The organism is Vibrio sp. D420a, assembly GCF_030248625.1.
Classification (GTDB): domain Bacteria; phylum Pseudomonadota; class Gammaproteobacteria; order Enterobacterales; family Vibrionaceae; genus Vibrio; species Vibrio fortis_A.
Genome location: NZ_JAHGAN010000002.1, coordinates 571,867 through 598,200, shown reverse-complemented (window position 1 = coordinate 598,200; position 26,334 = coordinate 571,867). Strand labels below are relative to the sequence as shown.

Sequence of the window (26,334 nt, the reverse complement as noted above, 5' to 3'; positions counted from 1 at the left end):
AAGTTGTATCCATCATAAGTGATTAGGTTTAATTGTAATACAATATATCTAGAAATGTGTGATATTGATCAAGTGCTACTTTTTATTGTGTCGTAAAATCAAAGACTTAACGTAATGTTGATAATTGTCATTGGCTTTTTAGATCAAGGAGTTAGCGAGATTTATGTGATTCTGCTCATCATTTAGCGATGAATAGGTAGGATTAAACCTCATATTGTATTACTTTATGTGGGGTTTAAGAATTAGATTGAAATTCAAATATAGAAACTCTTCATCGAGGGTGATAAAGAACATGACTACACAACCAATACTACTAACGGACGCGGAAATTGAAGCACTTCATTTAGAAGTTGGCCGTTCAAGTTTAATGGGTAAGACGATCGCAGCGAATCAAAAAGAGCTGGAAGCCTTCATGCGCTTGCCTATTGACGTGCCAGGGCATGGCGAGGCGGGTGGTTACGAGCACAACCGTCACAAACAAAACTACACATACATGAACCTAGCTGGCCGTTTGTTCCTTATCACTAAAGAGCAGAAGTACGCTGATTTCGTTACTGAACTATTGGAAGTATACGCAGACAAGTACCTGACGTTCGATTTCCATGTTCAAAAGAACACGAACCCAACAGGGCGTCTTTTCCACCAAATTCTAAACGAACATTGCTGGTTAATGTTCACTAGCTTGGCGTATTCGTGCGTTAAGTCTACTTTGACGCAAGAACAACGCGACAATATTGAGTCTCGCATCTTCGAACCTATGCTTGAGATGTTCACGGTTAAGTACGCACACGACTTCGACCGCATCCATAACCACGGTATCTGGGCTGTAGCCGCTGTGGGTATCTGTGGCCTAGCACTGGGCAAACGTGAGTACCTAGAGATGTCAGTTTACGGTCTTGATCGTAACGACACAGGCGGTTTCCTAGCGCAGATCTCTCAACTGTTTGCACCTTCTGGTTACTACATGGAAGGTCCTTACTACCACCGTTACGCGATTCGTCCAACGTGTGTTTTCGCAGAGGTGATTCACCGTCATATGCCAGAAGTAGACATCTACAATTACAAAGACGGCGTGATTGGTAACACAGTACAAGCGATGCTTTCAACGGCTTACCCTAACGGTGAATTCCCAGCACTTAACGATGCGTCTCGCACTATGGGTATCACAGACATGGGCGTACAAGTTGCAGTAAGTGTTTACAGTAAGCACTACACAGTGGATGGCAAAGTTGACGAAAACATCCTAGGTATGGCGAAGATTCAAGATGCAGTATGGATGCACGGCTGTGGTCTAGAGCTTTCTAAGGCATACGAAGCGGCAACCGCTGAGAAAGAGATCGGTATGCCTTTCTGGCCAAGTGTTGAGTTGAACGAAGGCCCAGAAGGTCACAATGGTGCTCAAGGCTTCATCCGTATGCAAGACAGCAAAGGCGATGTGTCTCAGCTTGTGATGAACTACGGCCAACACGGTATGGGCCACGGCAACTTCGATACACTAGGTATTACTTTCTTCAACCGTGGTCAAGAAGTGCTACGTGAATACGGCTTCTGTCGTTGGGTGAACGTTGAGCCAAAATTCGGTGGCCGTTACCTAGACGAAAACAAGTCTTACGCACGTCAAACTATCGCTCACAACGCGGTAACGATTGATGAGAAATGTCAGAACAACTTTGACGTTGAGCGCGCAGACTCAGTTCACGGTTTACCTCACTTCTTTAAAGTAGAAGACCAAAAAATTAATGGTATGAGTGCGTTTGCGAACGATCACTACGAAGGTTTTGACATGCAACGCAGCGTGTTCATGCTAAATCTTGAAGGTCTAGAATCTCCGCTACTATTAGACCTGTACCGCCTAGATTCAGAGAAAGGCGAGCACCAATACGACTACTCTCATCAGTATGAAGGTCAGATTGTTCGTACCAACTTCGATTACCAAACCAACAAAGAGCTACACACGCTAGGCGGCGACTTCGGTTACCAACACCTATGGAATGTAGCAAGCGGTGAAGCGAACGATACTGCGCTAGTGAGCTGGCTACAAAACAACACTTACTACACATGGTTAGGTACAAGCTCGAACGACAACGGTGAAGTTATCTTTACTCGTTCTGGCGCGAATGACCCAAGCTTCAACCTGCGTTCTGAGCCTGCGTTTATTCTACGCAGCAAAGGCGAAACAACATTGTTTGCTTCAGTTCTAGAGACGCACGGTTACTTCAACGAAGAGTTTGAGCAATCAGTGAACGCTCGTGGTCAAGTACAAGACATCAAAGTACTGGCGCACAACAACATTGGTTCTGTTGTTGAAATTGAAACGAATACCTCTCGTGTCACAGTAATGATCAGCAACCAACTGGGTGCGACTGACACTACTGAACACAAAGTCGAATTAAATGGCAAAACGTACAGCTGGACAGGTTTCTACTCGCTAGAAGAGAACCTAATTGACTCAACTTCAGCTGGCCAGGAGAAATAAGAATGAGCTATCAACCTCTTTTACTGAACTTTGAAGAAGCAGCAGAGCTTCGTAAGGAACTTGGCAAGGATAGCCTATTAGGAAAAGCACTGACTCGCGACATCAACCAAACTGACGCATATATGGCAGAAGTGGGTATTGAAGTTCCGGGACACGGCGAGGGCGGCGGTTACGAACATAACCGTCATAAGCAAAACTACATCCATATGGATCTAGCGGGTCGTCTATTCCTTATCACAGAAGAGACAAAATACCGTGATTACATCGTAGATATGCTAACGGCTTACGCGAAGGTGTACCCATCGCTAGAGAGCAATACTAGCCGTGACTCAAACCCGCCGGGTAAGATCTTCCACCAAACACTGAATGAAAACATGTGGATGCTGTACGCTTCATGTGCATACAGCTGTGTTTACCACACGATTTCTGAAGATGAAAAAACGCTGATTGAAAACGACCTATTCAAGCAGATGATCGAGCTGTTCGTTGTGACATACGGCCATGACTTCGACATCGTGCACAACCACGGTCTATGGGCAGTAGCAGCGGTAGGTATCTGTGGCTACGCAATCAACGATCAAGAATCGGTAGATAAAGCGCTTTACGGCCTTAAACTAGATAAGGTGAGCGGCGGTTTCCTAGCACAACTAGACCAACTGTTCTCGCCAGACGGCTACTACATGGAAGGTCCGTACTATCACCGTTTCTCACTGCGTCCTATCTACTTGTTCGCAGAGGCAATCGAGCGTCGTCAACCTGAGCTTGGTATCTATGAATTCAACGATTCAGTAATCAAGACAACCTCTTACGCAGTATTTAAGACGGCATTCCCTGACGGTACGCTACCAGCACTGAACGATTCATCGAAGACGATTTCTATCAACGATGAAGGCGTGATCATGGCAACATCAGTGTGTTACCACCGCTACGAGCAAACTGAAACGCTACTTGGCATGGCTGATCACCAGCAAGACGTATGGGTCCATATCTCAGGTAAAACACTATCAAGGGCGGTTGAAGCGGCTGATGAAATCAAGCCATTCAACTGGGGTAGCCTGTTCGTGACTGACGGCCCCGAAGGTGAGAAAGGCGGCGTGAGCATCCTTCGTCACCGTGATGAGCAAGATGACGACACAATGGCGTTGATCTGGTTTGGTCAACACGGTTCAGACCACCAGTATCACTCTGCGCTAGACCACGGTCACTACGACGGTCTGCACCTAAGCGTATTCAACCGCGGTCATGAAGTGCTGCACGACTACGGCTTTGGTCGCTGGGTAAACGTTGAGCCTAAATTTGGCGGTCGTTACATCCCAGAGAACAAGTCTTACTGTAAGCAGACTGTGGCGCACAACACAGTAACGGTTGACCAAAAAACTCAAAATAACTTCGACACGGCACTGGCTGAATCTAAGTTTGGTCAGAAGCACTTCTTTGTAGCAGACGATCAGTCTTTACAAGGCATGAGCGGCACAATCTCTGAATACTACACAGGTGTAGATATGCAGCGCAGTGTGATTCTTGCTGAGCTTCCTGAGTTTGAGAAACCACTAGTGATTGATGTGTACCGCATTGAAGCAGATGCTGAGCACCAGTACGACCTACCAGTTCACCACTCTGGTCAAATCATCCGTACTGACTTTGATTACAAGGTTGAAAGCACGCTTAAGCCACTTGGCGAAGACAACGGTTACCAACACCTTTGGAACGTTGCTTCAGGTAAAGTGAACGGCAGCTCTTTGGTTAGCTGGTTGCACGACAGCAGCTACTACAGCTTAGTAACAAGTGCTAACGAAGGCAGCGAAGTGATTTTTGCTCGTACTGGCGCGAACGATCCAGACTTCAACCTGAAGAGCGAGCCTGCGCTTATCTTGCGTCAATCTGGTCAAAACCATGTGTTTGCCTCTGTACTAGAAACGCACGGCTACTTTAACGAGTCTATCGAAGCCTCTGTTGGCGCTCGTGGCATTGTAGAATCTGTGTCTGTTGTGGGCCATAACAGTGTCGGGACTGTTGTTCGCATTCAGACCACCTCTGGTAACACTTACCATTACGGTATCTCTAACCAAGCTGAAGATGTTCAGCAAGCGACTCATACTGTTGAGTTCGCTGGTGAGACTTACTCATGGGAAGGTGCATTCGCTAAGCTTTAATTGTTTAAAAAGCGAATAACGATGAATCGGGTGTCTTCGGATGCCCGTTTTTTTTGTTCGGATTTTTGGGTTAGCCGGTGGTTTATAACTCTAGAGAAATCAGAGGCTATATGAAGATAGTAGTGAGAGTACTGGCAATAACAACCTAGTTAGCGGAAAGCCGCGATGTGAAATGCAAATGACTAGGTCTGTCTTGGTGTTGCTTCTACGAATGAAACGTGGCTATGTTTCTAGTGGAGGATAGAGCGATTTTGATCTAGAGGACTGTGAAATGTCCTAGCTTCTGTCCACTGTTCGAGATAATGGTTCCGATACTCTCTCTTTCATCAAATTCGAAGTCGATGAGATAACTTGTGTGTTGCAGCCTTGGTAATATGTGGCGATGCAAAATGTCACTGTTTAATTGTCGTATCTCCGTGACCCAAGAGATGTTTTCTTTCAATAAGTCTATTTTGATTTTGAGCATTTATGGCCTTTAAATTTATTGAGCGATTTCTCGCGAGTTAGTTGGTACCAATGGATTTGTCGTGTTGTTCTTCTAGACATAACTGTGCCTTGTGTTTATTACATTAATATTGAGATTAACCAGATAGTTTTGTTGACGATCGAGTATTTGCTACAGCAAAAACTAACTGGAGTGTTGGAACAAAAATGACGCTATTGAATGACTATCGAAGTAAAGCTGACGCAGAGGCGGTGTAACGAGGTATCGCGAACTGTCTTTGTGGGAACTTGGACTGGGATGTTGCATTAACAGCTCATGTTTTGAGCCAGGTGGCGTAATATACGCCTCGTTTTTTATATTTCAAGCATTATTTCGATTATTTTCAAAATAGATGCTCAGGTTTTTCCTATACAAGTACGTTGAGTGCACGCTTCGCATAAATATTGTTTGTTATCTACAGCAAAGTCTCCAGTAATTTCTATACTGATCATTAGGTTACCGAAAAAGTAAACTCGATTGAGTATTTAAGGATGATTTAATGAAATGGATTGGCTCACTTGTAGCCGCAAGTTGTTCTGTCAGTGCTTGGGCTAATGTAGAGCAATTTGTACGTTACGAATATCAAGAACAGATAAGCTATGGTCAGCTCAAAGGTGACACGATAACTCCAATCGTTGGGGATATTTTTTCAGAGTATAGTGTGGCAGATAAAAGCATATCACTTGCGGATGTGGAGGTATTGCTCCCGACACAACCGGAGAAAGTATTCGCAGTTGGGATGAATTTCCGCAGTCACGCAGCTTCTCACCCTGATCTTCCTCCTCCCATGTTTCTTAAACTTCCTTCCTCTCTGATCCTTTCAGGGCAGCCGGTGCACGCGCCTTTTGACGCTCGAAATGTGCACTTTGAAGGGGAACTGGTATTGGTGATTGGCAAAACACTTCACAAAGCTGATCAGGAAGAGGCGGAAGCGGGGATCTTTGGGGTTACTGTTGGTAACGATCTCACAGAACGTTCGTGGCAGGGGAGTGATCTTCAATGGTTGAGAGCCAAAGCGTCTGACGGATTTGGACCCATAGCCAAAACCATATCGCGAGGAGTTGATTATAACAATGTTGAATTGACTACCAAGCTCAACGGTACCATTGTCCAACAAGAGAACACGACCTTTATGATCCATAGCCCGAAGAAAGTCGTCAGTTATTTGAGCCACTATTTCACTCTGAAACCGGGTGACTTGATCTTTATGGGAACGCCTGGGAAAACCAAAGCATTAAAAGATGGCGATATGATCTCTGTAAGTATCAAAGGCGTGGGTGAAGTGAATAATACGATCTATTTTTAACCAATGTTAATCAGACAGTTAGTTTTAATTTACATTGTAAACTGATCAACGAACACATTTATTTGTGAGGGTTCATTTACTCGTTATTTGAGCCGAAATCAGCCAGTTTTATTGAAGTTAACTCAGATTCTTTTTGAGTTAACTTCTGTTCTTTAAGTATGCCTCGTTCGAGTAAAAATATGATCAAGAGAGGCATTATTCTCTTTTGTAATACTCATATTTACATTTCTAAATGACAAAGTTGTTGTAGCCCCAATTTTGCGAGAATATAATTGATAATAATTCTCAGTTGCGTTACAAATTTGTTGTCAAGTTAATGACATACTTTAAATAATCGTTATCTCGCAGTTGTACGGTTTATTACACGGCAATCGCTTTCGTGTGTTTGATAGAAAACCGTCATAACAGCAAAGGAATAGAAATGAACAAAATACTTAACTCAGCTCGCAAGCTAGTGACTGGTTTAACTCTGGTTTTAGCGTCGTCTGTATTCATGACAGCTCATGCAAAAACAGTGACGGTAGAACACATTAAAGGCTCTACGGAAGTCTCTGGTGTACCTCAACGTGTTGTTGTTCTTGGCCATGGTAGCTTAGATGTTTTGGATCAAATCGGTGTGGCTCCAGTGGGTGCTTCACACATGTTGTTGCCTGACTACTTAAAGTCTTACGCAAAGACGACGAAAAATACAGGTTCTCTGAGTGAGCCAGATTTCGAAGCAATCTACATGCTTAAGCCTGACCTGATCATTGCTGAAAACCGTATGCTGAAGGTGTACGACCAGCTTGCTCAAATTGCTCCAACGATCATGTTCTATGTTGAAGGTGACAAGTACTGGGCTGATACGCAGAAAAACTGGCGCACGTTAGGTGATATCTTCTCGAAGCAATCTGAAGTAGAAGCGTTGATTGAGAAGACTCAAAAGCAAATTACTGCGGTAAATCAGAAAGTAACCAAAGATGAAACAACAGCAATGATGCTAATGAACAATGGTAGCAATATTGCTATGTTCAACAAAGGTAGCCGTTTCTCTATCATCTTTGACGACTTTGGTTTTGTTGAATCTAAGAGCGCAAAAGTTGCGCCAATCAAAGGTAGCCACGGCAACCTTATCTCTTTCGAATACATCGCTGATGCGAAACCAGAAGTGATTTACGTACTTGATCGTGAACAAGCGATTGGTCGCTCAGAGGGACGCGCGAAACAGTTATTCGATAACGCGTTAGTGGCAGAGACTCCAGCGGCGAAGCTAGACAATATTGTATTTATTGATTCAAGTGCATGGTACCTAGCTGGTGGCGGTGTAACAGCAACTCAACGTATGCTGAATGACATCGACCGCACTGTTAAACAATAAGTCGCCACCTTAGCTATCGGGCTTATAAGTATTGTCTTATAGGCCCTTTTTGAATTTTGTATCGGGCTAGTCCCAACCTTCCTTAGTATTACTTTTATGTTTAAACCCATTGCTGCCGCCGTTTTTCTGGTCGTGCTATGCGTTGCTTCTTTGATGATTGGTGTGGCTGAAATCAGCTTCAGTGATTTTTTCAACGGAAATGACCACGCTAACTCTATTTATGTTGTAAGCCGAATTCCTCGTTTGCTCGCTATTATTCTCGCTGGCGCTGGATTGAGTGTCTCAGGCCTCATCATGCAGCAGATTGTGCAGAACAAGTTTGCTGCACCGTCGACTATGGGCACCATTGATTGTGCGATGCTTGGCTATATTGTCGGTTTAGTCTTCTTAGGCAGCGCAGCGCAATGGCACTATTTAGGGTTCATTTTCACATTCGCTGTTCTGGGCACTATGCTGTTGGTGCGCTTTTTACAGCACCTGAAATTTAAAAATGCGGTTTTGGTGCCGTTGATCGGCATCATGTATGGCAATGTTGTTTCGTCTCTTACTACCTTCATTGCATACAAGTATGACCTTGTACAAACGATGTCTGCGTGGACCATGGCGAACTTTGCGACCGTACTACAAGGAACTTACGAGATCTTATACCTCGCAGTACCGGCCTGTATTTTAGCTTATATTTTTGCAAGTCAATTCAGTGCAGCCAGCATCGGCGAAAGCTTTGCTCGCAATATCGGTTTGAACTACCAAAAAATTGTTTTTATTGGCGTTGCGCTGGTGGCAGTTTGCGCTTCGTCAGTCGTGATGATCGTTGGCGTAATCCCTTTCCTCGGCTTGATTGTGCCAAACATCGTTTCTCTGATGATGGGCGACAACATGAAGAAGATCCTACCTTGGACCGCGTACTGGGGTGTGATTCTAGTGTTAGCGTGTGACTTGCTCGCAAGGGTGATTATTTTCCCTTATGAAATTCCGATCTCTATGGTTATCAGCATCTTTGGTGGCTTGATCTTCATTTATCTAATCTTGAGAGACAAGTCCAATGCGTGATTCTATCAAAATGGCTCTATTGGCTGTTGTCTGCATCGTGGTGATTGGGGTGTTTATCGGACAGGGTCTTACATGGGATAACTACGAGTTTTTTCTAAAGTTACGTACACCAAAGATCTTGTCAATCGTGTTGGCTGCGATTGCCATTTCAACGTCTTCTTTGGTTTTTCAAACGATCACCAATAATCGTATTCTGACGCCGTCGATTCTAGGCTTCGATAGTCTGTACATGTTAGTGCAAGTCTCGTTGTTGTTTGTATTTGGTAGCCTGAGTTTTTGGGTGGTTGATGCAGTTGCGAACTTTACACTTTCCGTGTGCATTATGGTGCTCTTCTCATTTGGTTTGTTCCATTTTTATTTCAAAAGTAAACGCAACAATGTGTTCACGCTGCTTCTCATCGGTATTGTTTGCGGCAGTATTTTCGGTAGCTTATCGAACTTCCTAGGCATGCTTATCGATCCGAATGAATTTGCGGTATTGCAGAACGTGATGTTTGCGAGTTTCAACAATGTAAAAGGGGAGTTGGTTTACTTAAGCATTGTGCCTTTGGGCGCGTGTTTACTAGCGCTGTGGTGGATGTCTCCGAAGCTTGATGTGTTGTGGCTTGGCGTTGATAACGCAACCAGTTTGGGTGTAAATACTAAACGCTTAACACAATACATCTTGGTGATTGTGTCGATTATGGTGGCTGTTTCTACGGCATTAGTTGGCCCAGTTCTCTTCTTCGGATTGATTACCGTGAGTTTGGCTCGTCAAATGTTCAAATCTTATCAACATCGAGTACTTATTGTTGCGAGTAGCCTGCTCGCTGTCGCGCTGCTGGTTTCAGGGCAATGGTTCGTGGAAAAAGTGATGAACTTTGAGACTACAGTCAGCGTGATTATCAACCTAGTCGGCGGTTTGTATTTTATGTTCTTGTTGTTACGCACCAGAATTCAGTAAAGGTAGTGAGAAGTGATTAAGTTAACAGGTTTAAGTAAGAAGTATGGCAAGACAACGGTTGTTGATGACGCCAGTGCACTGTTTCCGAAAGGGGAAGTAACTTCCATTATTGGCCCAAATGGTGCGGGTAAAAGTACGCTGCTTTCAATGGCGAGCCGCCTTACAGATAGTGATGCGGGTGAAGTTCTAATTGGCGACAAACTCCTTGCTGAGTGGGATACCAAAGAGCTTGCAAAGCACCTTGCTGTTTTGAGACAGTCGAACAACATCAATATGCGCTTTACTGTGCGTGAACTTGTCTGTTTCGGACGTTTCCCTCACTCTCAAGGCAGAATGCAAGATAATGACCACAAGGTGGTAGATACGGCTTTAGAGCACTTGGGTATTACCGATATTCAAGATAAGTATCTCGATCAGTTGAGTGGTGGTCAGCGTCAAATGGCGTTTATCGCCATGGTTGTCGCACAAGACACGGACTACGTTTTCCTTGATGAGCCACTTAACAACCTCGATATTAAGCACTCAGTCGAAATCATGCAGACTCTGCGCCGTTTAGCTCATGAGTTCAATAAAGCTGTGGTGATTGTTATTCACGATATCAACTTCGCCTCTAGCTACTCGGATAACATTGTTGCGATGAAACGCGGGCAAGTGATTAAAGCTGGCAAAGTGGATGAGGTGGTCGACAAGGAAATCATGGAGTCTATCTATGAAATTCCATTTGAGATCCGTGAATTCGATGGCGTGAAGATCTGTATGTACTACTCAGGTCGATAACGTCAGCTATTGAACGATTTGATAATCAGAAAGAGCGCCAGATATAGGCGCTCTTTTTGTTGGGGGCATGTCACGATAGCTATAAGCCTATAACTGAGAGGTAAGTCTTTCTAGCAGTTTGCATTCCAAAGGTTGAAGCGCTTTAATGAGTGAATGTGCAACTGGTTTTACCTCTTCCGTTATGGAAATGAATCAGAAATAGCAGATTCAGGATGAGTTTGAGAGCTATCAATGGACTTAAAACAGTTTGATCAATTTTTAGAATTGTTAGATACCGATGAGCGAGTCATTATTCAAGCGCATGATTTTCCCGATCATGACGCTATAGCATCGGCATTTGCTATGGCTTATTTATTGAGTCAAAAAGGCTTTAAACCTTTTCTTTCATATCAGGGCTTTATTGACCGAGTCTCACTGCATAATTTGATCGGTTGGCTAGATATTCCAATCGTTAAGTCACACCAATTAGATTTAAAACCCAGCGACAAGATTATTGTGATCGACGGTTGTATCGGGGAAGAGAACGTTACTGACCTGCCCGGTTTGGAAGTGGCAGTGATTGATCACCACGACGTTAAAGTGCCGAGCTACGTTTGGTATTCGGATGTACGAACAGACTATGGGTCGACTGCGACAATCATGGTGGAGTACTTTGATTACTATAAAATGCGTATCCCTAAAAAGATCGCTACTGCACTGCTGGTGGGTTTGACGTTTGACACAGGAAGCTTTACTAAATCGATAGGTGAGGCGGATATCAAGGCACTGTTTCAGCTGCAAAGACGCGCCGATATGGTGATGGTGAACGGAATCTGTCGAAACCAAATCGAATATCAGGAGCTCGAGTACTTTGATTCCATGTTAGCTTCAATGAAGCGTGACAAAAACAGCGCTTTTGCGACGTTGCCGGAAGGGTGTCCAGAGAACATGCTTGGAGTTCTAGGCGATTTTCTTTTAACTGTCGATGAGATTGATGTCGTGGTGTTGAGCGCGAGATCTTATCAAAGAACGTACGTTTCCCTTCGGTCTGAATGTCAGGATAACGATGTAGCTGAGGTAGTGCAAGCAGCATTAAATGATAATGGCATAGGTTTTGGAGGAGGGCATCCACATATGGCAGGAGGCGTTATTAATCGTCGCTTCAATATCCCAGATGAGCTTGCTTATTTATACAATCTGATTCGACCAAACCTAAACCTAGCGTAAATAAAAAGCCCTATCATCACGTGCTAGGGCGATTGATTAACAAGAGTTGTTCTTTGTTTAGTCGTACATCAACTCTTTCGCTTTTTCCTCATCGAATTCATTCAATGATTTTCTTGCTAAGTGTCTAAATGGTAGCGCTTTGACGATCTCTTCAAAAGGTTGAATGGCGAATGCCCAGAAGATCGAGCCATCAAAACCGAAGATGATCAACGCGCATAATGGAATCGATATGATCCACTGGCCCGTGAAGTTGATTTTGAATACGGCTGTTGTTTTGCCTAGAGCCCTCAATACATGGCCGTGAACCGTGTTGTAGCCACGTACGAGAGGTAAAAATATGTAGAGTGGGGCGATCACAGTTAAGGCGTCATAAGTCGCGCTGTCTAAATCAGGGTAAATGTCGCCAATAAAGAAACTCAGCACCACAAAAAAGAGCATCGATAGAATAGAGATTATGACAGCGATATCGATACTGGCGTCGACGTTCTTTCTTAAGTCAGCCATTTGCTTAGAGCCGATCGCTTGGCTAATGGTAATGGCGGAAGAGTGCGCCCAAGCAGTAATGAATTGTGTACCAGCTCGTATCCAAGGCATTACCAAGGTGATTGCTACATACGCATTGATATTGAGTTGGGTGTAGAGAAGCTGATAAATAGTTGCGCCAATTGATAACATGGTGACATTCGCTGCAACTGGGAAAATCTCTTTGAAATGGTTGAGTACATTGCGTGAAAAGTTAGAACCGAACGCATTGAGTGAGAGTTCAACACAGTTTTCAAAACGAATGCATAGGTAGAGATAGACAGCACGAATGATGATCGCCACTAGGCTGCCAATGGCGGCACCTTGAACCCCGAGACCTTCCAAGTTAGACCAACCATGAATGAAGATGTAGCTGACCAGTGCGTTGATTGGTAACTCAATTAGATAGCCTCTAAATGGCACTTTGGTTTTGCCCAACCCGTTAAACAGCGCAATGATTACTTGGGTTACCGCAGTGAATAGAACGATGTACTTAGAAAAACTGAGGTAGACGGCAATTTCGCTGTGTAGAGATGTATCTTCCGTCAGTGTGCTTATCAACGAGTCATCAAAAAAGGTTAGAGCTAAGAAGAAGAGTAAAGCGGCGCCAAAGTTGATGAGCATCCCCGCCAAAAAAGACCGAGATAATGTAGCTTGAACGCCGGAGCCTACGGCACGACTCAACACCAGTTGCGTACCGTTAGCGAGCGCCATTTGGATACCAAGAATGAATGCGATAACTGTGGTCGCAATTCCCATTGCAGCAAGAGAGACTTCACCGAGTGGCGATACCAGAAGCGTATCAATCATCAGCATGGACTGCATTAACAGGGCATTAAGAGCTAATGGCCAAGCGAGCGAAAGATTCTTTTTGACGTAAGATTGAGAAAGCACAGTGACCTCGTAAGGAGCAAACTCATGATACAAGCGGGTGATATCATGAGTGTTTCAAGCCAGATGTATAGATTGCGATTGAAGTCGCTATCGTTATGCTATCGCAACTTGCTTTAAAGGCACTTTGGATAGCTTTTGGTTGTCGTCGTTTAGTAGGCTTTGAGAGGCTATCCGTGCTCCCTCGCTATTCCCAGACATAATAGAGTCATAAATCGCTTTGTGTTCTGCTAAACAGAAGCGTCCACCTTCTGCCGAATGATCAATAAATTGTCGAAAAATCGCTGACAAAATATTGCCAAATGGAATGTAGAACTGGTTGCCTGTTGAGAGGAAGATTGTTCGATGGAACAGGTGGTCGTTAACGGTCCAACTTCCGTAATCAAAGCTCTCTGCTGCGAGCGTCATTTTTTGGAAGAGTATTGAGAGTTCTTTACGCTGTTCTACCGATGCATTTCTAGCTGCAAGCGCACAAGCTTCCGGTTCTATTGCTTTGCGAAGGCCTAAGAATTGAGCCAGGAATGGCTTGGTGTCTTCAAGATCTTGAATCCAATCCAGGAGTTGAGGGTCCAAGAAGTGCCAGTTAGAACGAGGCATAATACGTGTGCCGACTTTGGGCTTCGACTCGATCAGACCTTTGGCTGATAATAGTTTGGTTGATTCTCTCAACGCAGTACGGCTTACACCGAAGATTTCACATAGCTCCATTTCGCTGGGTAGTTTCTCTTCTTCTTTCAACTCTCCAGATAGGATCTTACGGGCGACTTGTCTTGCAACTTGGACATGAATGCGGCGGTTAGAATCTTCCACCAGCGTGAATACGGACATGTAAACCACCTATATTAAAGGGTCAAAGCCAGAATCAACTGGCTTTGGGTTGTCAGTGTTACGTCGTTTAGATTAGAAAAGGCCGTCAGTGTAAGATGTGATAAAGAGAGTTAGCTCAACCAAATTCACCATTTCAAAATGCTGATGACCATATTTATATCTCAACGCGAGTGTTTAGACGTACTACTGCAAATTAATGAGATGTATTAAAAGACACCTCGTTGTTTGGCCCATAAATGGAACCGACGTTGTTAGTTATATGACTTTCAATGAGACAACGGACTCGTGATCGACGCGATGTCCGATTAAGGGGACTGACAATATTGAAAATCAACACTCAATTAATAATACAATAGCATCTATATGAATCAAGCAGTACATCGTGAAAATCTGCCATATGCGGCTATAAATAGTCAGAAATGTAAATATATGTGACATTAGTCGTACAAAATAATGCGCTAAGTAGAAGTGAGAATTATTATTAAGCTATTAGTTGATAGGCAATTTTGAGCGTATTATTTGCGTAATCTAATTTACATCATTTGTTTTGTTTAAATCTGGGACGGAGCGCAGTAAGGATATTTGGTAGTTGAATATATAAGTGATATAGTAAGGATTAAATAATACATAAATAACAACAAGTGAACTTATGGTCGGAACATTCAATTCAATCTCAGGCTCCAAGCGCAGCCTGCACGTGCAAGTTGCTCGTGAAATCGCTCGCAGCATTTTATCAGGTGAGCTTGCTCAAGGCTCTATTATCCCTGGTGAGATGGCGCTTTGTGAGCAATTTGGTATTAGCCGTACTGCATTGCGTGAAGCGGTTAAACTGCTAACATCAAAAGGTCTATTAGAGTCTCGTCCAAAAGTTGGTACTCGTGTTGTTGATCGTGCTTACTGGAACTTCCTTGATCCGCAATTGATTGGTTGGATGGATGGCCTAGCGGATACAGATGACTTCTGTTTCCAGTTCTTGGGTTTACGTCGTGCAATTGAGCCTGAGGCGTGTGCACTAGCTGCGAAAAATGCATCAGCTGAACAGCGTATCGAGCTTTCAGAGACCTTCCAAGAAATGGTAGAAGTATCAGAAGCCGAAGTATTTGACCAAGAGCGTTGGACAGATGTGGACATGCGATTCCACAGCCTTATCTTTAACGCAACAGGTAACGATTTCTATCTTCCGTTCGGCAACATCTTAACAACGATGTTCGTTAACTTTATTGTTCACTCTTCGGAAGAGGGTAGCACTTGTATCAATGAACACCGCCAGATCTACGATGCGATCATGGCTGGTAACAGTGAAAAAGCACGTGCTGCTTCTGCGAACCACTTACAAGCGTCTAACCACAGATTGCCAGCAAGCTAACCTGCCTTTCTGCCTGAATTAAATACAAAAAATAAAGCCAGCAAATATGCTGGCTTTTGTGTTTTTTAATCAAAAGCTGGGTATTGATTAGAAGCTGTAGGTAATACCAACACGGCTACGTAATTGACGATCACGGCTGTCTTGTACGTTACCGAACTCTACATACGGACGCCAGTTCCAGTCAGACTCTTTGTAACCTACTTTGAGGTTGTAATCCCACTCATAGTCAGCACCGCCGCCGCCAGTCCATTCATTATTTGCAAAATCTTCCGCGTAGTTTGCTTCAAAGCCGAACTGGAAAGCGTTCCAGTTGTAGTCTAAGTTACCGGTGATTTTACTACGGTTGCGATTATCATTTGAGGAATCCGACGTGTAGTCGCGGAACTCATGACGGTAGCGTAGTTTCGCCTTTAAACCCGATTCGAACGAGTACTGCACGCGAACCTGAGGTTTATAAGTCACGCTATCAGAACCAAAAGTCACTGGCATACTTGGCTGGATCATCCATTGATCATTCAATTTGAAACGGTAACCATATTCAAACTCATTGTCTGCTGCTTCCCACTCTGAGAACGGTTTACCTTTTTGCTTCATCTCAGCGCCAAAAAAGTGGTTGTCGACTGAAGCGCTCATTTTTATACGGCTTGCCCACTCTTCGGAGCCATGTTTGTACTCTTGGCGCGCGTCGAGTGATGCAGCTGAAACGCTGCCAGCAAAAAGAGATGCCGTAATAGCTAAAGCAATTTTATTTTTAGAAATCATAATGTTGTTCCACTGTAATTAAAGTCATAAAGAGTGGGCGTTAATGCACCCACCAGTAGGGGATTTATAGTTTTGGGTAGAGCAGCTCGATATCACGTTGTGCCCAAACTTCCGCCAAGTTTTTCTTCACTGTGAACTCGCTAAAGTCTGTTTCGGTTGCCAGTTTGACCCACTCAGGTTTGTCCATTGCTACACCAGCTTTTAGGTAAAGTGGTGTCATGCGTTCAATGCGACGACGTTTGTCTTTTTGGGTGTATGGCCACTCTTTATCTAGGTCGTGATAGTTAGCCATAAGTTGGATACCAGTCTCTAAAGAGCCGCCTTTCTTGTTGGTGTAGTTCCAAAGGTCGACGTCTACCTTTTCGCCGATCTGCGCCATGCCAACCAATGGATCTAAACTGAAGTAGTGGTAGTGATAAGCTCGAGTACGCTCAATTTCATGCGGTTGAGAGCCATCCTTTTCGAACTGAGTATCGATGCGCATTTTGCCTTTCTGAACCATTTGTTTTGCCAGTGGTTCGTTACCAATAAAGTAGGCAATACTCGCGACTTGATAGTCATACCAAGTACCGTGGTTGTTCTCAGCGTAAGCCTCACCTTTAGGGCCTCCTGATAGGTCATCGACAATCAGCCAATCTAGGTAGTCGCTGTACCATTGCTTGATCTGTTTTTCGTCTTTTTCAGTCCAAGAAGGTGATTGAGAAAGCATAGCGATTGAATCAAGCATGCGATCAGCTAAGGTACGAGTATCAATGATTCCACCACGACGTCCTTCTGCAACACCTGGAACGCCTTGGCCATAATTCACATTAGGATTCATCTTTGTCTCTTCATTGATGAACCAAGTTCTAATGTAATCAATACCTTGCTGCGCATACTTTTCGTCTTGACTAAAGTAATAAGCGATAGCTAATGCGCGAACTGAGCGGGTGAAGTGGCCAATTCGCTTAGAATCAGTTTCGTCTGTTTTAGACGCTGGATTTGTTTTTCCATCGTGGCGAACCCAAGGCAGCCCGTCATCTTTAGATTCATCTGGCCACCAATATGGGCTAATACTCATGTAATCATTTTTGTTACCGCTCGGTGGGGTCATGCCTTTATCAGCGACACTGAATGGCCCGTCTTGCATTGCAAGCTCTGCTTCTTCGAGTAGTCGCTCATAAGTGACCTTCATTGTTGAAGGTGCTTTCTCAGATTGAAGTAGAGTTCGGTTTGCTTCTAATGTTGCTTCATTTAAGAAGACGAAATCTGCTGCCATAACATTGGAACCAAAAGTGATGGCTCCAATACAAGCCGCAAGGTGTAGGGGACGTAGGGCTTTCATAAAATGCCTTTTTTATTGAGTTAAAATAATACAAATATGCTATCTCAATATTTTCACGTTGATCTGTGAATTGGATCTACTTGTGATGACAAAATCGACGGTAACAAACCGTTACACTCTGAAATAAATATGCTAAGAGACTGTTTTGTAAGGTGTTGGTGTATTTATAAGAAGTTTGGTTGGAAAATAGACATTTGAGAATTGTGCGTTCAATCATGTAATCGCGAATAATCGCTTTATTTTTATTTGTAATACATTAAGATTATTGCAGCTGTCACGGAGAAGCATTTGGCAACGGTATGTTGCAGTTTGATTAATTCGTTTTAGCTATCGGATCTTAGGCATTGATTGAAATGCCTTACACCGGTATTTCTATTCTTGCTCCCAACTATACTAATGACGACTTCTGTTGAACGATGTTGAGATAGAAGAAGGTGGTGGCAATACTGCCTTTGCGCCCATGTTGATACAGGCAACATGGGCGTTTTTTTTGCCTGATTGAAAATTGTCCTCACCTTGTTGAACTGTCCACTCCTCAAACTCAGTATTTTATAGCTTGTATCGTCATAAAAATTTAGGTGTCGACTGGGTGTTTATAAGTTCATTAGTATTACTTAATTTCTATTGATAAATGGGGAGAGTCGTAAAGAAACGATTTAATTAGGCTGTTTTAGATGAGTAATCTTGCTTGATAAGTGAAATTAAAAATCTAACCTAGATGTATAATATCTAAGTTTTATATGATTATTTCGCGTCCATTTGTGCTTTTTATCTTCGATTTTCTGCTTTTATAGTTTTTTGCTTACTCTAACAATCGATGACTTTGAACTCGATCACTCCCCGCGTTGTTACAAGTCCAAATTTAAGATTTGAATCACGCAATTGAATTATTGTAGTACAAATGTTGTCTATCCATATCTATAGTCGAGACAACAAAAAAACAAATAAAAGGTCTCTACAATGGAACTCAATACACTAATAGTAGGTATCTACTTTCTATTCTTAATTGCAATAGGGTGGATGTTTAGAACGTTTACTAGTACGACAAGTGACTACTTCCGAGGAGGAGGTAGCATGCTTTGGTGGATGGTTGGTGCGACCGCCTTTATGACTCAGTTTAGTGCATGGACATTTACTGGTGCGGCTGGTAAAGCGTTTACCGATGGCTTTGCTGTTGCGATCATCTTTATCGCCAATGCATTCGGCTACTTGATGAACTACTTGTACTTTGCACCAAAATTCAGACAGTTACGCGTGGTGACGGTTATTGAAGCGATTCGTATGCGTTTTGGTAAGGTCAATGAGCAAGTATTTACTTGGTCTGGTATGCCAAACAGCGTTATCTCTGCGGGTATCTGGTTGAATGGCCTTGCAATCATTGCATCAGGCATCTTCGGTTTCGACATGACGACAACCATCATTCTGACAGGCCTAGTTGTATTGGTAATGTCAGTAACGGGTGGTTCTTGGGCTGTTATTGCATCTGATTTCATGCAGATGGTCATCATTATGGCAGTAACAGTTACCTGTGCTGTGGTTGCTATGTACCACGGTGGGGGTGTAACCAATATCGTCAACAACTTCCCGACGGACTCGTTCATTACAGGCGACAACCTTAACTACCTGAGCATCTTTAGTATTTGGGCGGTGTTCATCTTCCTAAAGCAGTTCAGCATCACCAATAACATGTTGAACTCTTACCGTTACTTAGCGGCAAAAGACTCGAACAACGCGCGTAAAGCGGCACTATTGGCTTGTGTTCTGATGACGCTTGGCCCAATCATTTGGTTCATGCCTTCTTGGTTCATTGCTGGGCAAGGTGTCGATCTCGCTTCTCAATATCCAGAAGCAGGCAGCAAAGCGGCGGATTTCGCTTACCTTTATTTTGTGCAAGAGTACATGCCGGTAGGTATGGTTGGCCTATTGATTGCAGCGATGTTTGCCGCGACGATGTCTTCTATGGACTCAGGTCTTAACCGTAACTCAGGTATCTTTGTTAAGAACTTCTACGAGCCGATTTTACGTCCAAATGCGAACGAGAAAGAGCTGGTTATCGTTTCTAAGCTAACTTCTACCTTCTTTGGTATTTCCATCATCCTGGTTGCTCTGTTCATTAACTCACTTAAGGGACTGAGCCTATTTGATACCATGATGTATGTGGGTGCCTTGATTGGCTTCCCGATGACAATCCCAGCGTTCTGTGGCTTCTTCATCCGTAAGACTCCAGACTGGGCAGGTTGGGGCACGCTAGTTGTCGGTGGCTTTGTATCATACTTTGTAGGTTTCGTTATCACTGCTGAAATGATTGAAGGTTGGTTTGGTTTGAATGAACTGACTGGTCGTGAATGGGCTGACCTGAAAGTTGCCATTGGTTTGATTGGACACATCGTATTTACTGCTGGCTTCTTCGTACTTTCAACGCTGTTCTACAAGCCACTTCCGGAGCACCGTGAGAAAGACGTTGATACTTTCTTCGGTAACTTGGCAACACCACTCGTTGCAGAAAGCACAGAACAGAAGAAGTTAGATAACAAACAACGTCGCATGCTGGGTACACTTATTGCTGTCGCAGGTGTCGGTGTGATGACGATGTTCGTCTTACCAAACCCAATGTGGGGACGTCTAGTATTCATATTGTGTGGATTGATTGTGTTCTCGGTGGGCTTACTCTTAGTTAAGGCCGTTGACGACAAAGTCGAAGGAGCTCAACAAGAAACCACGGCCTAAGACAAGCCGATAAATTCATAAAGCCGCTCCATTGAGCGGCTTTTTTGTGCTTAGAAAACGGGTTTGTTGTGGCGTAAATACCACCTATTGTGAGCGCGTAGAGGGTTTAGCAAAATTTTTACATAGTTCTGTTGATGACCCAAAATTGCGACCTACACTTGGTAAATAACTAATTGATTTATATATGGGGTTGTAATGAGTAGTAAACCGACCGTTTTAGTGATAGACGATACGCCCAGTAACTTAGATGTGCTTACCGGAATACTCAAAGACACCTACCAAGTTAAAGTCGCGATCAATGGTCATATCGGTATAAAAATCGCTAAGACTGTACCGCAGCCCGACCTGATCCTACTTGATATTATGATGCCAGATATTGATGGTTTTGAAGTGTGCCGTCAGTTGAAGTCTCAACCCAATACCGCTCATATCCCCATTATATTCGTGACCGCAAAAATAGATCCTGAAGATGAAGTGAAAGGCCTGTCATTAGGCGCTGTTGATTACCTGACTAAGCCGATTACTCCACAGATTGCTCTTCAACGGGTGAAGACTCATATCGCATTATATGATCAGCAGCGTGCGCTATTTAGCCAAGTGAAAGAGAAAACTCGAGAGATCAACTTAGGGAAATTGGAAACACTTAATATTCTTGGAAGAGCTGCTGAGTTTAAAGATAACGAAACGGGTATGCACGTTATGCGGATGAGCCACTATTGTGAAGTATTGGCTAAGGCGTTGGGAATGACTGACGAAGATGCTGAGACTTTGCGCGACGCAGCGCCAATGCACGACATTGGTAAGATTGGCATCCCTGACAGTGTGTTATTAAAACCGGGTAAATTGGATGCTGATGAATGGACTACTATGCAGAAGCACGTTGAATACGGTGTTGAGATTCTCGGTAGACAAAGTGACTCCAAGTTGATGCAAATGGCTATTCAAGTCGCGCAGTACCACCATGAAAAATGGGATGGCACTGGCTACCCAAACCAGATATCTGGTGAGGAGATTCCTTTGGTTGGTCGCATTGCAGCAGTTGCGGATGTGTTTGATGCGCTAACAGCAGAAAGGCCGTATAAAAGAGCATGGAGTGTTGATGAAGCCTTGAACCTGTTCAAAGAGCAGAAGGGTAAGCATTTCGACCCTAGAGTTGTTGAGCTGCTCTTTGAAAACTTACCTGAAATTTTAGCGATTAAAGAAAGATTTAAAGATGAGTGATCTCTTTATTCGATCCCGTGCATTTGTAATGAGACTGCACGGTTTTTCCATTTCATTCACGTTATGGTTACTGACAGGCTTGCTATGCTTCGGCTCTGTTAGTGCTGCTGAAGTGTCGGAGGGCGAGTTGGAACGATGGTTGGCTGACAAACCAACTCTGACTTTTATCGCGCTTACAAACCACTACCCTTATTCCTTTCTTGATTACAACGGAAAGGTTTCTGGGATCATCAAAGATTGGACACAAGATCTTGAAGAGAGGTTTGGCGTTCATGTGAGATTTATTAGTGTTAGCTCGCGCAGTGAAGCGAAAGCTGCGTTACTTGATGGTCGAGGAGATGTTTTCCCATTCCAACAATTTGACCCGAGTGACGGCGGACGTTTTTTAGCGAGTGAACCGTATATACCGTATCAGGTTGCTGTAATAGTCCCTACTGACAACAGAATAGATGGAAACTTAGACCAGAATACTAAACGACGCATTGCAATGGTTAATGAGAACATTGACTTGCAAAGAGCAGGCGTGCAGTTAAGTTCTATAGAAAGGGTCGATTTCGAAAATGTGGCTGATGCAGTACGTGCATTAGGAGAGGGGAGTGTTGATGGCATTGTTGGAGAGCCGATTACCACAATGGATTTGGCAAGCAAAGTGGGCGTTCATGATCTTGCCGTTAACTACGTATTGGAGCATTGGAAAAAATTAGAAGCTTCAATGGTAGTGAGAACTGGTGAAGTAGAAATTCTGAAGCTATTAAACAAACAGATTCAAACATTCTCCATAAGTAAAAAGAACAAAATTCTTTCGAAGTGGTTAGATAGTTCGCCTTATCGACCAGCTTTAAAAGGTGTGTTTGGTTTCGGTAATCCTCCTTATATGTATCCCGGTAGCACGGCTGTGGGCTTAGAGCACGACATAATACAGCGCGCTTTAAATGATATGGGGTACAAGTTAGGTGATGTTGTTACTTTGCCACCCAGCGCAGCTCGTAAAGCTATTGAAAATAACAATTCAATCTCCTTTGTATCTGGCGTTCAACTTGATGACCCAGATGCGCACTTCTTAAGTAATAGTGTGATTGATGTTGAGTTTGTGCCGGTTTCATTAGTGCGACGCAATCTGAACCTACAATCCAAAAGTGATCTCTCGTTAGGGGCTCTCTTATTCGACGATACCTCTCCAATTAAAAACTCAGTTGAAGTTCTGACTAGCCAGTTAAACATTGAGCGGGTTGAAGACTATGAGAGCCTTGAGTCAGCATTTGCGCAATTGAGAGCACAAAATGTCGACCTTTTAATGGTCGAGAAACGTGTTTTGAAATGGTTTATCACTAACACTCGTTTCATTGAAATGGCGGAATTGCAGCTGCACGAGGGTTATAAAGTCACATACCCTATTTATGTAGATTTTAAGACTCAAGAATTGAGGGATAGTTTTAATGCGGCGATCTCAAACCTAAAACAGACAGATGACTTGCGTCAAATCATCGAGAACCATGTCCAAAGTGACCTGAGCCAAATATTAAAAAAGGCGAGTATAATCGCGCAAATTTCAGCGTACTTCATCGTAAATGATCGTTTTGATGACCTGTCGGAGCTCTTCGACGTTTTTGATACGGATAGCACTTTTCAAGTGATTACCGCTCAAGCCGAGAACAACAATCGACCAATTAAGTCTTGGTATATCGGCAATTTAGTGGATGATCTCGGCGAGAAAAAAAATACTTCTCATTTTGCGTCGGTAACAAAGACTGCAAATTATAGAACTAAAGCTGGCGCGATTAATTCTGGCTCAATGACCTTCTATTTTGATACCCAGTCTCCAGTGCGTAAACACGTTTACTTTCCCAACATAGAACAGTTTAGCCAGTTCGGCGATGCTGCGAAGCGTTACATTGCAGATGTGTATCAAGCGAATAACTTAATTGGGGAAATATTAGATTTAAGCCCAGATGAAAGGTTGTGGGTCAAACAAAACCCTAACGTTAAGATCGGTATTGATCCTAATTCACTTCCTTATGAAGCGGTTTCGAGTGCCGGTGAGTATATTGGAATGATTGACGATTACTTGAAACTCATCGAACAAAAAACAGGGCTAAATATTGAGCACGTTGATGTGGCGAGTTGGTCAGAAACCAGGGGTTTAGTCGATCGCCAGCAGGTCGAGCTAGTCTCTGCAGCTAAAGAGAACAAATCGTTAGGTGAAAACGTTAGAGCAGCGAAAAGCTTGTTTTCGAGTCGTTTAGCCATAGCGTCCAGACGAGATGTAAGTAGTTTGGTATTAGAAGAAGCTTCGGGTTGGAAGATTGGTATCTTAAAAAATGCCGCAAATACCGATGCGATAGTTAAGAAATACCCTAATGTGGAATGGGTGTTGGTTGAATCAACAGCCGATGGCCTCAATAAACTTGATGACCAAACCTTAGATGGGGTGATAGATACTGTTGATGTCCTTAATTATCTTATCGACTCATTTGGCCATCGTGAGGTGGGAATTATTGGTCGACTCGACTTTTATCTCTCCCCCACACTACATGTAACTAAAGCAGAGCCTCATCTTTATTCAATCATTAATAAGGCTATCGAAAGTATTTCCGCAGAAGAACACCAACAGATATCTGCAAAATGGGCTGCACCTAAAGCGATAGAAAGGGTCGACTACCAATTAGTTTATACGATCTCAATTTTTTCTCTGGTAATTGTTCTGCTTATCATTTTTTGGAATCGAGAGCTCGCCAAACAGATTAGTATTGCAAACGAAGCGACGAACGCGCTTAAGAAAGCTCAAGCGGAGCTTTATAACATGCTGAATAGTTCGCCAATAGCGGCTGCTGTTGTGTTTGAGGAACAAGTTCGTTACGCAAACGATACAGCGAAGCAGTTGTTTGGAGTTGAGGATATGGAACTGAACTCGATAGATATTGCGTCTATTCATGTTTCATTGGATGTTCGCGATGATATCCACAATGAGCTCGGCGTGTATGGCAAGGTTGAGAACAAAGAGTTGGTACTCAAAAAACTTGATGGTACGCAATTTGTAGCCCTAGTCAGTTATTATTTGTTTGAGCTGGATGGTGGAGTTGCCACGCTGTTTTGGGCTTTCGATATATCTGAGATGAAACGTCTTAACGAACAATTGGGGGAAGAGAAAGAGAGGGCAGACCTAGCAAGCCAAGCCAAATCTGAATTCTTGGCAAATATGAGCCATGAAATTAGGACGCCAATGAACGCCATTATTGGTTTGTCTTATTTGGCTCTTGACGAGCTAACTAACCCTGTCGCTAAAAACTATATTGAGAAAGTTCATCGTTCAGGTCAGTCGCTACTCACTATTATCAATGACATTCTGGATTTTTCTAAGATAGAGGCTGGTGAGCTTGGCATTGATAGCATTCCGTTTAGTCCGTTTCAGCCTTTGAATGAAGTGGCAGAGTTAATGGAATCGAAAGCGATCGAGAAGCGGCTTGTTTTGCGAACAGATTTCAATATCCCAGAGCAACTTGCACTTGTTGGCGACCCGTTGAGGCTTTTCCAAGTCCTACTCAACTTAGTCGGTAATGCGATTAAGTTTACTGAGCATGGGAGAGTCACCATTCAATGCCACGTGGTAAGAGAGTCTTTAGACACAGCAACGTTAGACATTTCCGTCATCGACACCGGAATCGGCATATCGAGTGAGCATAAGAAACACCTCTTTGAAGCGTTCAAACAAGCGGATAGCACAACGACGAGACGTTTTGGTGGCACTGGGCTTGGTCTCAATATTAGTCAAAAACTCATTCAGGCTATGGGCAGTGAGATACATATCGACAGTGAGTTAGGGAAGGGTAGCCGCTTCTACTTCGAACTTGAGCTGCCTAAGACGTCACAAGCCGAAGTCGCTAAATTTAGAACAGAAGAAGCGGCAAAAACGCAAACTGTGTTATTTAACGGAGAGCGCGTGCTGTTAGCTGAAGATAACGAATTGAACCAAGACCTAGCGATGGCGTTTCTTAAAAGAATGAACTTAACGGTTGATTTAGCAGAAAATGGCCAGCAAGCGATAGATTACGTTAAAAACAATGACTACAAGCTTATCTTGATGGACTTGCAAATGCCGGTCATGGATGGCTATGCGGCAACTCGCCACATCAAGCAACTTAAGCGCGAAATCCCAATTATCGCCATGTCTGCGAACGCATTTTATGAGGCGAAGAAACGTGCAGTTGAAGCTGGCATAGATGACTTCATTGATAAACCTATTGTGCTTGATAAAGCGATGTCGACGATTGCACATTATTTGGGAACTGGTGTTGTGAGCGGCACGCCAAAAGAGAGTGAATTGCAAACAGTAAGTCAATGTCCAATGACTGCACCGAACGATGGTAATGACATACTGTCAGTGAATATTCTAGATCGATCTACTCAAGGTGATGAGTCGTTAAAACAGAAGCTATTCGCCCGTTTCAACGACCAAGCTCAACCTATGCTCAATAAGGCGCAAGGTTATCTGGATAATGGAGAGTGGGAGGGTTTAGAACGCGAACTTCACACGCTGAAAAGCATGTGTGGTGCCATTGGAGGAAGTAAGGCTCAGGGTGCATTTGCTGATTTTGAAGGTAAAGCGCAAGATAAGGCTTTGACTGATGCCGACTTAAAGGTTGCTACGAAAAGAGTCATTGAGCTGGTGGAAACTATTCAACCCTTAATCACAAAGGGGTTACAAGGCAATGATAGCTTGACCGATGAAACGCCCGATAATAAGCAAATGGCGGTTTCTCAAGAGCAGATACAGAAGTTGACCGAGCTCATCTCAAATTACGACAGTGAAGCGCTCGATTTAACCAATCAACTACTGTCGAGCACTGAGGTGTTATGGTTAAAAGGGGTGCAGCAAGCCCTTGAACAGTATGATTTTGATAGGGCGTTGGAGCGTATTACTGACGTGAAATCATAACTGCTTTA

17 protein-coding genes are annotated in these 26,334 nt (G+C 43.4%); 12 read left to right on the top strand and 5 right to left on the bottom strand.

The window, feature by feature from the left end:
- Nucleotides 1-292 precede the first annotated feature (292 nt).
- Nucleotides 293-2,476: a heparinase II/III family protein gene (locus KI743_RS03460; RefSeq protein ID WP_285464975.1), complete on the top strand. Its 2,184-nt coding sequence runs from the start codon at nucleotides 293-295 to the stop codon at nucleotides 2,474-2,476.
- 2 nt (nucleotides 2,477-2,478) lie between these two features.
- Nucleotides 2,479-4,629: a heparinase II/III family protein gene (locus KI743_RS03455; protein WP_285464971.1), complete on the top strand. Its 2,151-nt coding sequence runs from the start codon at nucleotides 2,479-2,481 to the stop codon at nucleotides 4,627-4,629.
- 256 nt (nucleotides 4,630-4,885) lie between these two features.
- Here the strand turns inward: KI743_RS03455 and KI743_RS03450 are convergent, their stop codons facing one another.
- Entirely contained in the window at nucleotides 4,886-5,095 is a 210-nt protein-coding gene (locus KI743_RS03450; protein WP_032552773.1) for a hypothetical protein, read from the bottom strand.
- Nucleotides 5,096-5,612: 517 nt separating this feature from the next.
- Between KI743_RS03450 and KI743_RS03445 the strand changes: the two genes are divergently transcribed.
- From KI743_RS03445 to KI743_RS03420, 6 genes are all read left to right on the top strand, one after another.
- The gene (locus tag KI743_RS03445; protein WP_285464969.1) at nucleotides 5,613-6,419 is read left to right on the top strand and encodes a fumarylacetoacetate hydrolase family protein; all 807 of its coding nucleotides are present in this window, start codon (nucleotides 5,613-5,615) and stop codon (nucleotides 6,417-6,419) included.
- A 421-nt stretch (nucleotides 6,420-6,840) separates the two neighbouring features.
- A complete protein-coding gene (locus tag KI743_RS03440) occupies nucleotides 6,841-7,776 on the top strand; it encodes a siderophore ABC transporter substrate-binding protein (protein WP_285464967.1) in 936 nt (311 codons plus the stop codon).
- A gap of 96 nt (nucleotides 7,777-7,872) precedes the next feature.
- Complete coding sequence (locus KI743_RS03435) at nucleotides 7,873-8,826, top strand: ABC transporter permease (RefSeq protein ID WP_152469691.1); 954 nt, start codon at nucleotides 7,873-7,875, stop codon at nucleotides 8,824-8,826.
- Nucleotides 8,819-9,769, top strand: a complete 951-nt coding sequence (locus KI743_RS03430) for an iron chelate uptake ABC transporter family permease subunit (RefSeq protein ID WP_285464964.1) — start codon at nucleotides 8,819-8,821, stop codon at nucleotides 9,767-9,769. Before KI743_RS03435 ends, KI743_RS03430 begins: the two co-directional genes overlap by 8 nt.
- Nucleotides 9,770-9,781: 12 nt before the next feature.
- Entirely contained in the window at nucleotides 9,782-10,546 is a 765-nt protein-coding gene (locus KI743_RS03425; RefSeq protein WP_150870261.1) for an ABC transporter ATP-binding protein, read from the top strand.
- Between the two features lie 231 nt (nucleotides 10,547-10,777).
- Nucleotides 10,778-11,752: a bifunctional oligoribonuclease/PAP phosphatase NrnA gene (locus KI743_RS03420; protein ID WP_285464962.1), complete on the top strand. Its 975-nt coding sequence runs from the start codon at nucleotides 10,778-10,780 to the stop codon at nucleotides 11,750-11,752.
- Nucleotides 11,753-11,809: 57 nt separating this feature from the next.
- Here the strand turns inward: KI743_RS03420 and KI743_RS03415 are convergent, their stop codons facing one another.
- Nucleotides 11,810-13,099 (bottom strand): MATE family efflux transporter, encoded by a 1,290-nt coding sequence (locus tag KI743_RS03415; RefSeq protein WP_373417793.1) that lies wholly within the window; start codon nucleotides 13,097-13,099, stop codon nucleotides 11,810-11,812.
- Between the two features lie 162 nt (nucleotides 13,100-13,261).
- Entirely contained in the window at nucleotides 13,262-13,993 is a 732-nt protein-coding gene (locus KI743_RS03410) for a FadR/GntR family transcriptional regulator (protein ID WP_032552766.1), read from the bottom strand.
- 649 nt (nucleotides 13,994-14,642) lie between these two features.
- Here KI743_RS03410 and KI743_RS03405 point away from each other — a divergent pair.
- Nucleotides 14,643-15,359 (top strand): FadR/GntR family transcriptional regulator, encoded by a 717-nt coding sequence (locus tag KI743_RS03405; protein WP_285464956.1) that lies wholly within the window; start codon nucleotides 14,643-14,645, stop codon nucleotides 15,357-15,359.
- A gap of 87 nt (nucleotides 15,360-15,446) precedes the next feature.
- Here the strand turns inward: KI743_RS03405 and KI743_RS03400 are convergent, their stop codons facing one another.
- Both KI743_RS03400 and KI743_RS03395 read right to left on the bottom strand, forming a co-directional pair.
- Nucleotides 15,447-16,121 carry an oligogalacturonate-specific porin KdgM family protein gene (locus KI743_RS03400; protein WP_285464954.1) on the bottom strand — a complete coding sequence of 225 codons (675 nt, stop codon included), beginning with the start codon at nucleotides 16,119-16,121 and terminating at the stop codon, nucleotides 15,447-15,449.
- Nucleotides 16,122-16,185: 64 nt separating this feature from the next.
- On the bottom strand, nucleotides 16,186-17,445 hold the full coding sequence (locus KI743_RS03395; RefSeq protein ID WP_285464951.1) for an alginate lyase family protein: 1,260 nt from the start codon (nucleotides 17,443-17,445) through the stop codon (nucleotides 16,186-16,188).
- 960 nt (nucleotides 17,446-18,405) lie between these two features.
- Between KI743_RS03395 and KI743_RS03390 the strand changes: the two genes are divergently transcribed.
- The 3 genes from KI743_RS03390 (at nucleotide 18,406) to KI743_RS03380 (ending at nucleotide 26,326) form a co-directional block, all read left to right on the top strand.
- Nucleotides 18,406-20,172 (top strand): transporter, encoded by a 1,767-nt coding sequence (locus KI743_RS03390; RefSeq protein WP_285464949.1) that lies wholly within the window; start codon nucleotides 18,406-18,408, stop codon nucleotides 20,170-20,172.
- Between the two features lie 195 nt (nucleotides 20,173-20,367).
- Nucleotides 20,368-21,393, top strand: a complete 1,026-nt coding sequence (locus tag KI743_RS03385; RefSeq protein WP_285464947.1) for an HD-GYP domain-containing protein — start codon at nucleotides 20,368-20,370, stop codon at nucleotides 21,391-21,393.
- A 28-nt stretch (nucleotides 21,394-21,421) separates the two neighbouring features.
- The gene (locus KI743_RS03380) at nucleotides 21,422-26,326 is read left to right on the top strand and encodes a transporter substrate-binding domain-containing protein (protein WP_373417791.1); all 4,905 of its coding nucleotides are present in this window, start codon (nucleotides 21,422-21,424) and stop codon (nucleotides 26,324-26,326) included.
- Nucleotides 26,327-26,334 lie beyond the last annotated feature (8 nt).

Coding starts and splice junctions, on each gene's coding strand:
- KI743_RS03380 (WP_373417791.1), top strand. CDS start 21,422: ATGAGACTGCACGGTTTTTCCATTTCATTCACGTTATGGTTACTGACA.
- KI743_RS03385 (WP_285464947.1), top strand. CDS start 20,368: ATGAGTAGTAAACCGACCGTTTTAGTGATAGACGATACGCCCAGTAAC.
- KI743_RS03390 (WP_285464949.1), top strand. CDS start 18,406: ATGGAACTCAATACACTAATAGTAGGTATCTACTTTCTATTCTTAATT.
- KI743_RS03435 (WP_152469691.1), top strand. CDS start 7,873: ATGTTTAAACCCATTGCTGCCGCCGTTTTTCTGGTCGTGCTATGCGTT.
- KI743_RS03460 (WP_285464975.1), top strand. CDS start 293: ATGACTACACAACCAATACTACTAACGGACGCGGAAATTGAAGCACTT.
- KI743_RS03440 (WP_285464967.1), top strand. CDS start 6,841: ATGAACAAAATACTTAACTCAGCTCGCAAGCTAGTGACTGGTTTAACT.
- KI743_RS03415 (WP_373417793.1), bottom strand. CDS start 13,099: ATGCAGTCCATGCTGATGATTGATACGCTTCTGGTATCGCCACTCGGT.
- KI743_RS03430 (WP_285464964.1), top strand. CDS start 8,819: ATGCGTGATTCTATCAAAATGGCTCTATTGGCTGTTGTCTGCATCGTG.
- KI743_RS03400 (WP_285464954.1), bottom strand. CDS start 16,121: ATGATTTCTAAAAATAAAATTGCTTTAGCTATTACGGCATCTCTTTTT.
- KI743_RS03410 (WP_032552766.1), bottom strand. CDS start 13,993: ATGTCCGTATTCACGCTGGTGGAAGATTCTAACCGCCGCATTCATGTC.
- KI743_RS03455 (WP_285464971.1), top strand. CDS start 2,479: ATGAGCTATCAACCTCTTTTACTGAACTTTGAAGAAGCAGCAGAGCTT.
- KI743_RS03405 (WP_285464956.1), top strand. CDS start 14,643: ATGGTCGGAACATTCAATTCAATCTCAGGCTCCAAGCGCAGCCTGCAC.
- KI743_RS03450 (WP_032552773.1), bottom strand. CDS start 5,095: ATGCTCAAAATCAAAATAGACTTATTGAAAGAAAACATCTCTTGGGTC.
- KI743_RS03420 (WP_285464962.1), top strand. CDS start 10,778: ATGGACTTAAAACAGTTTGATCAATTTTTAGAATTGTTAGATACCGAT.
- KI743_RS03445 (WP_285464969.1), top strand. CDS start 5,613: ATGAAATGGATTGGCTCACTTGTAGCCGCAAGTTGTTCTGTCAGTGCT.
- KI743_RS03395 (WP_285464951.1), bottom strand. CDS start 17,445: ATGAAAGCCCTACGTCCCCTACACCTTGCGGCTTGTATTGGAGCCATC.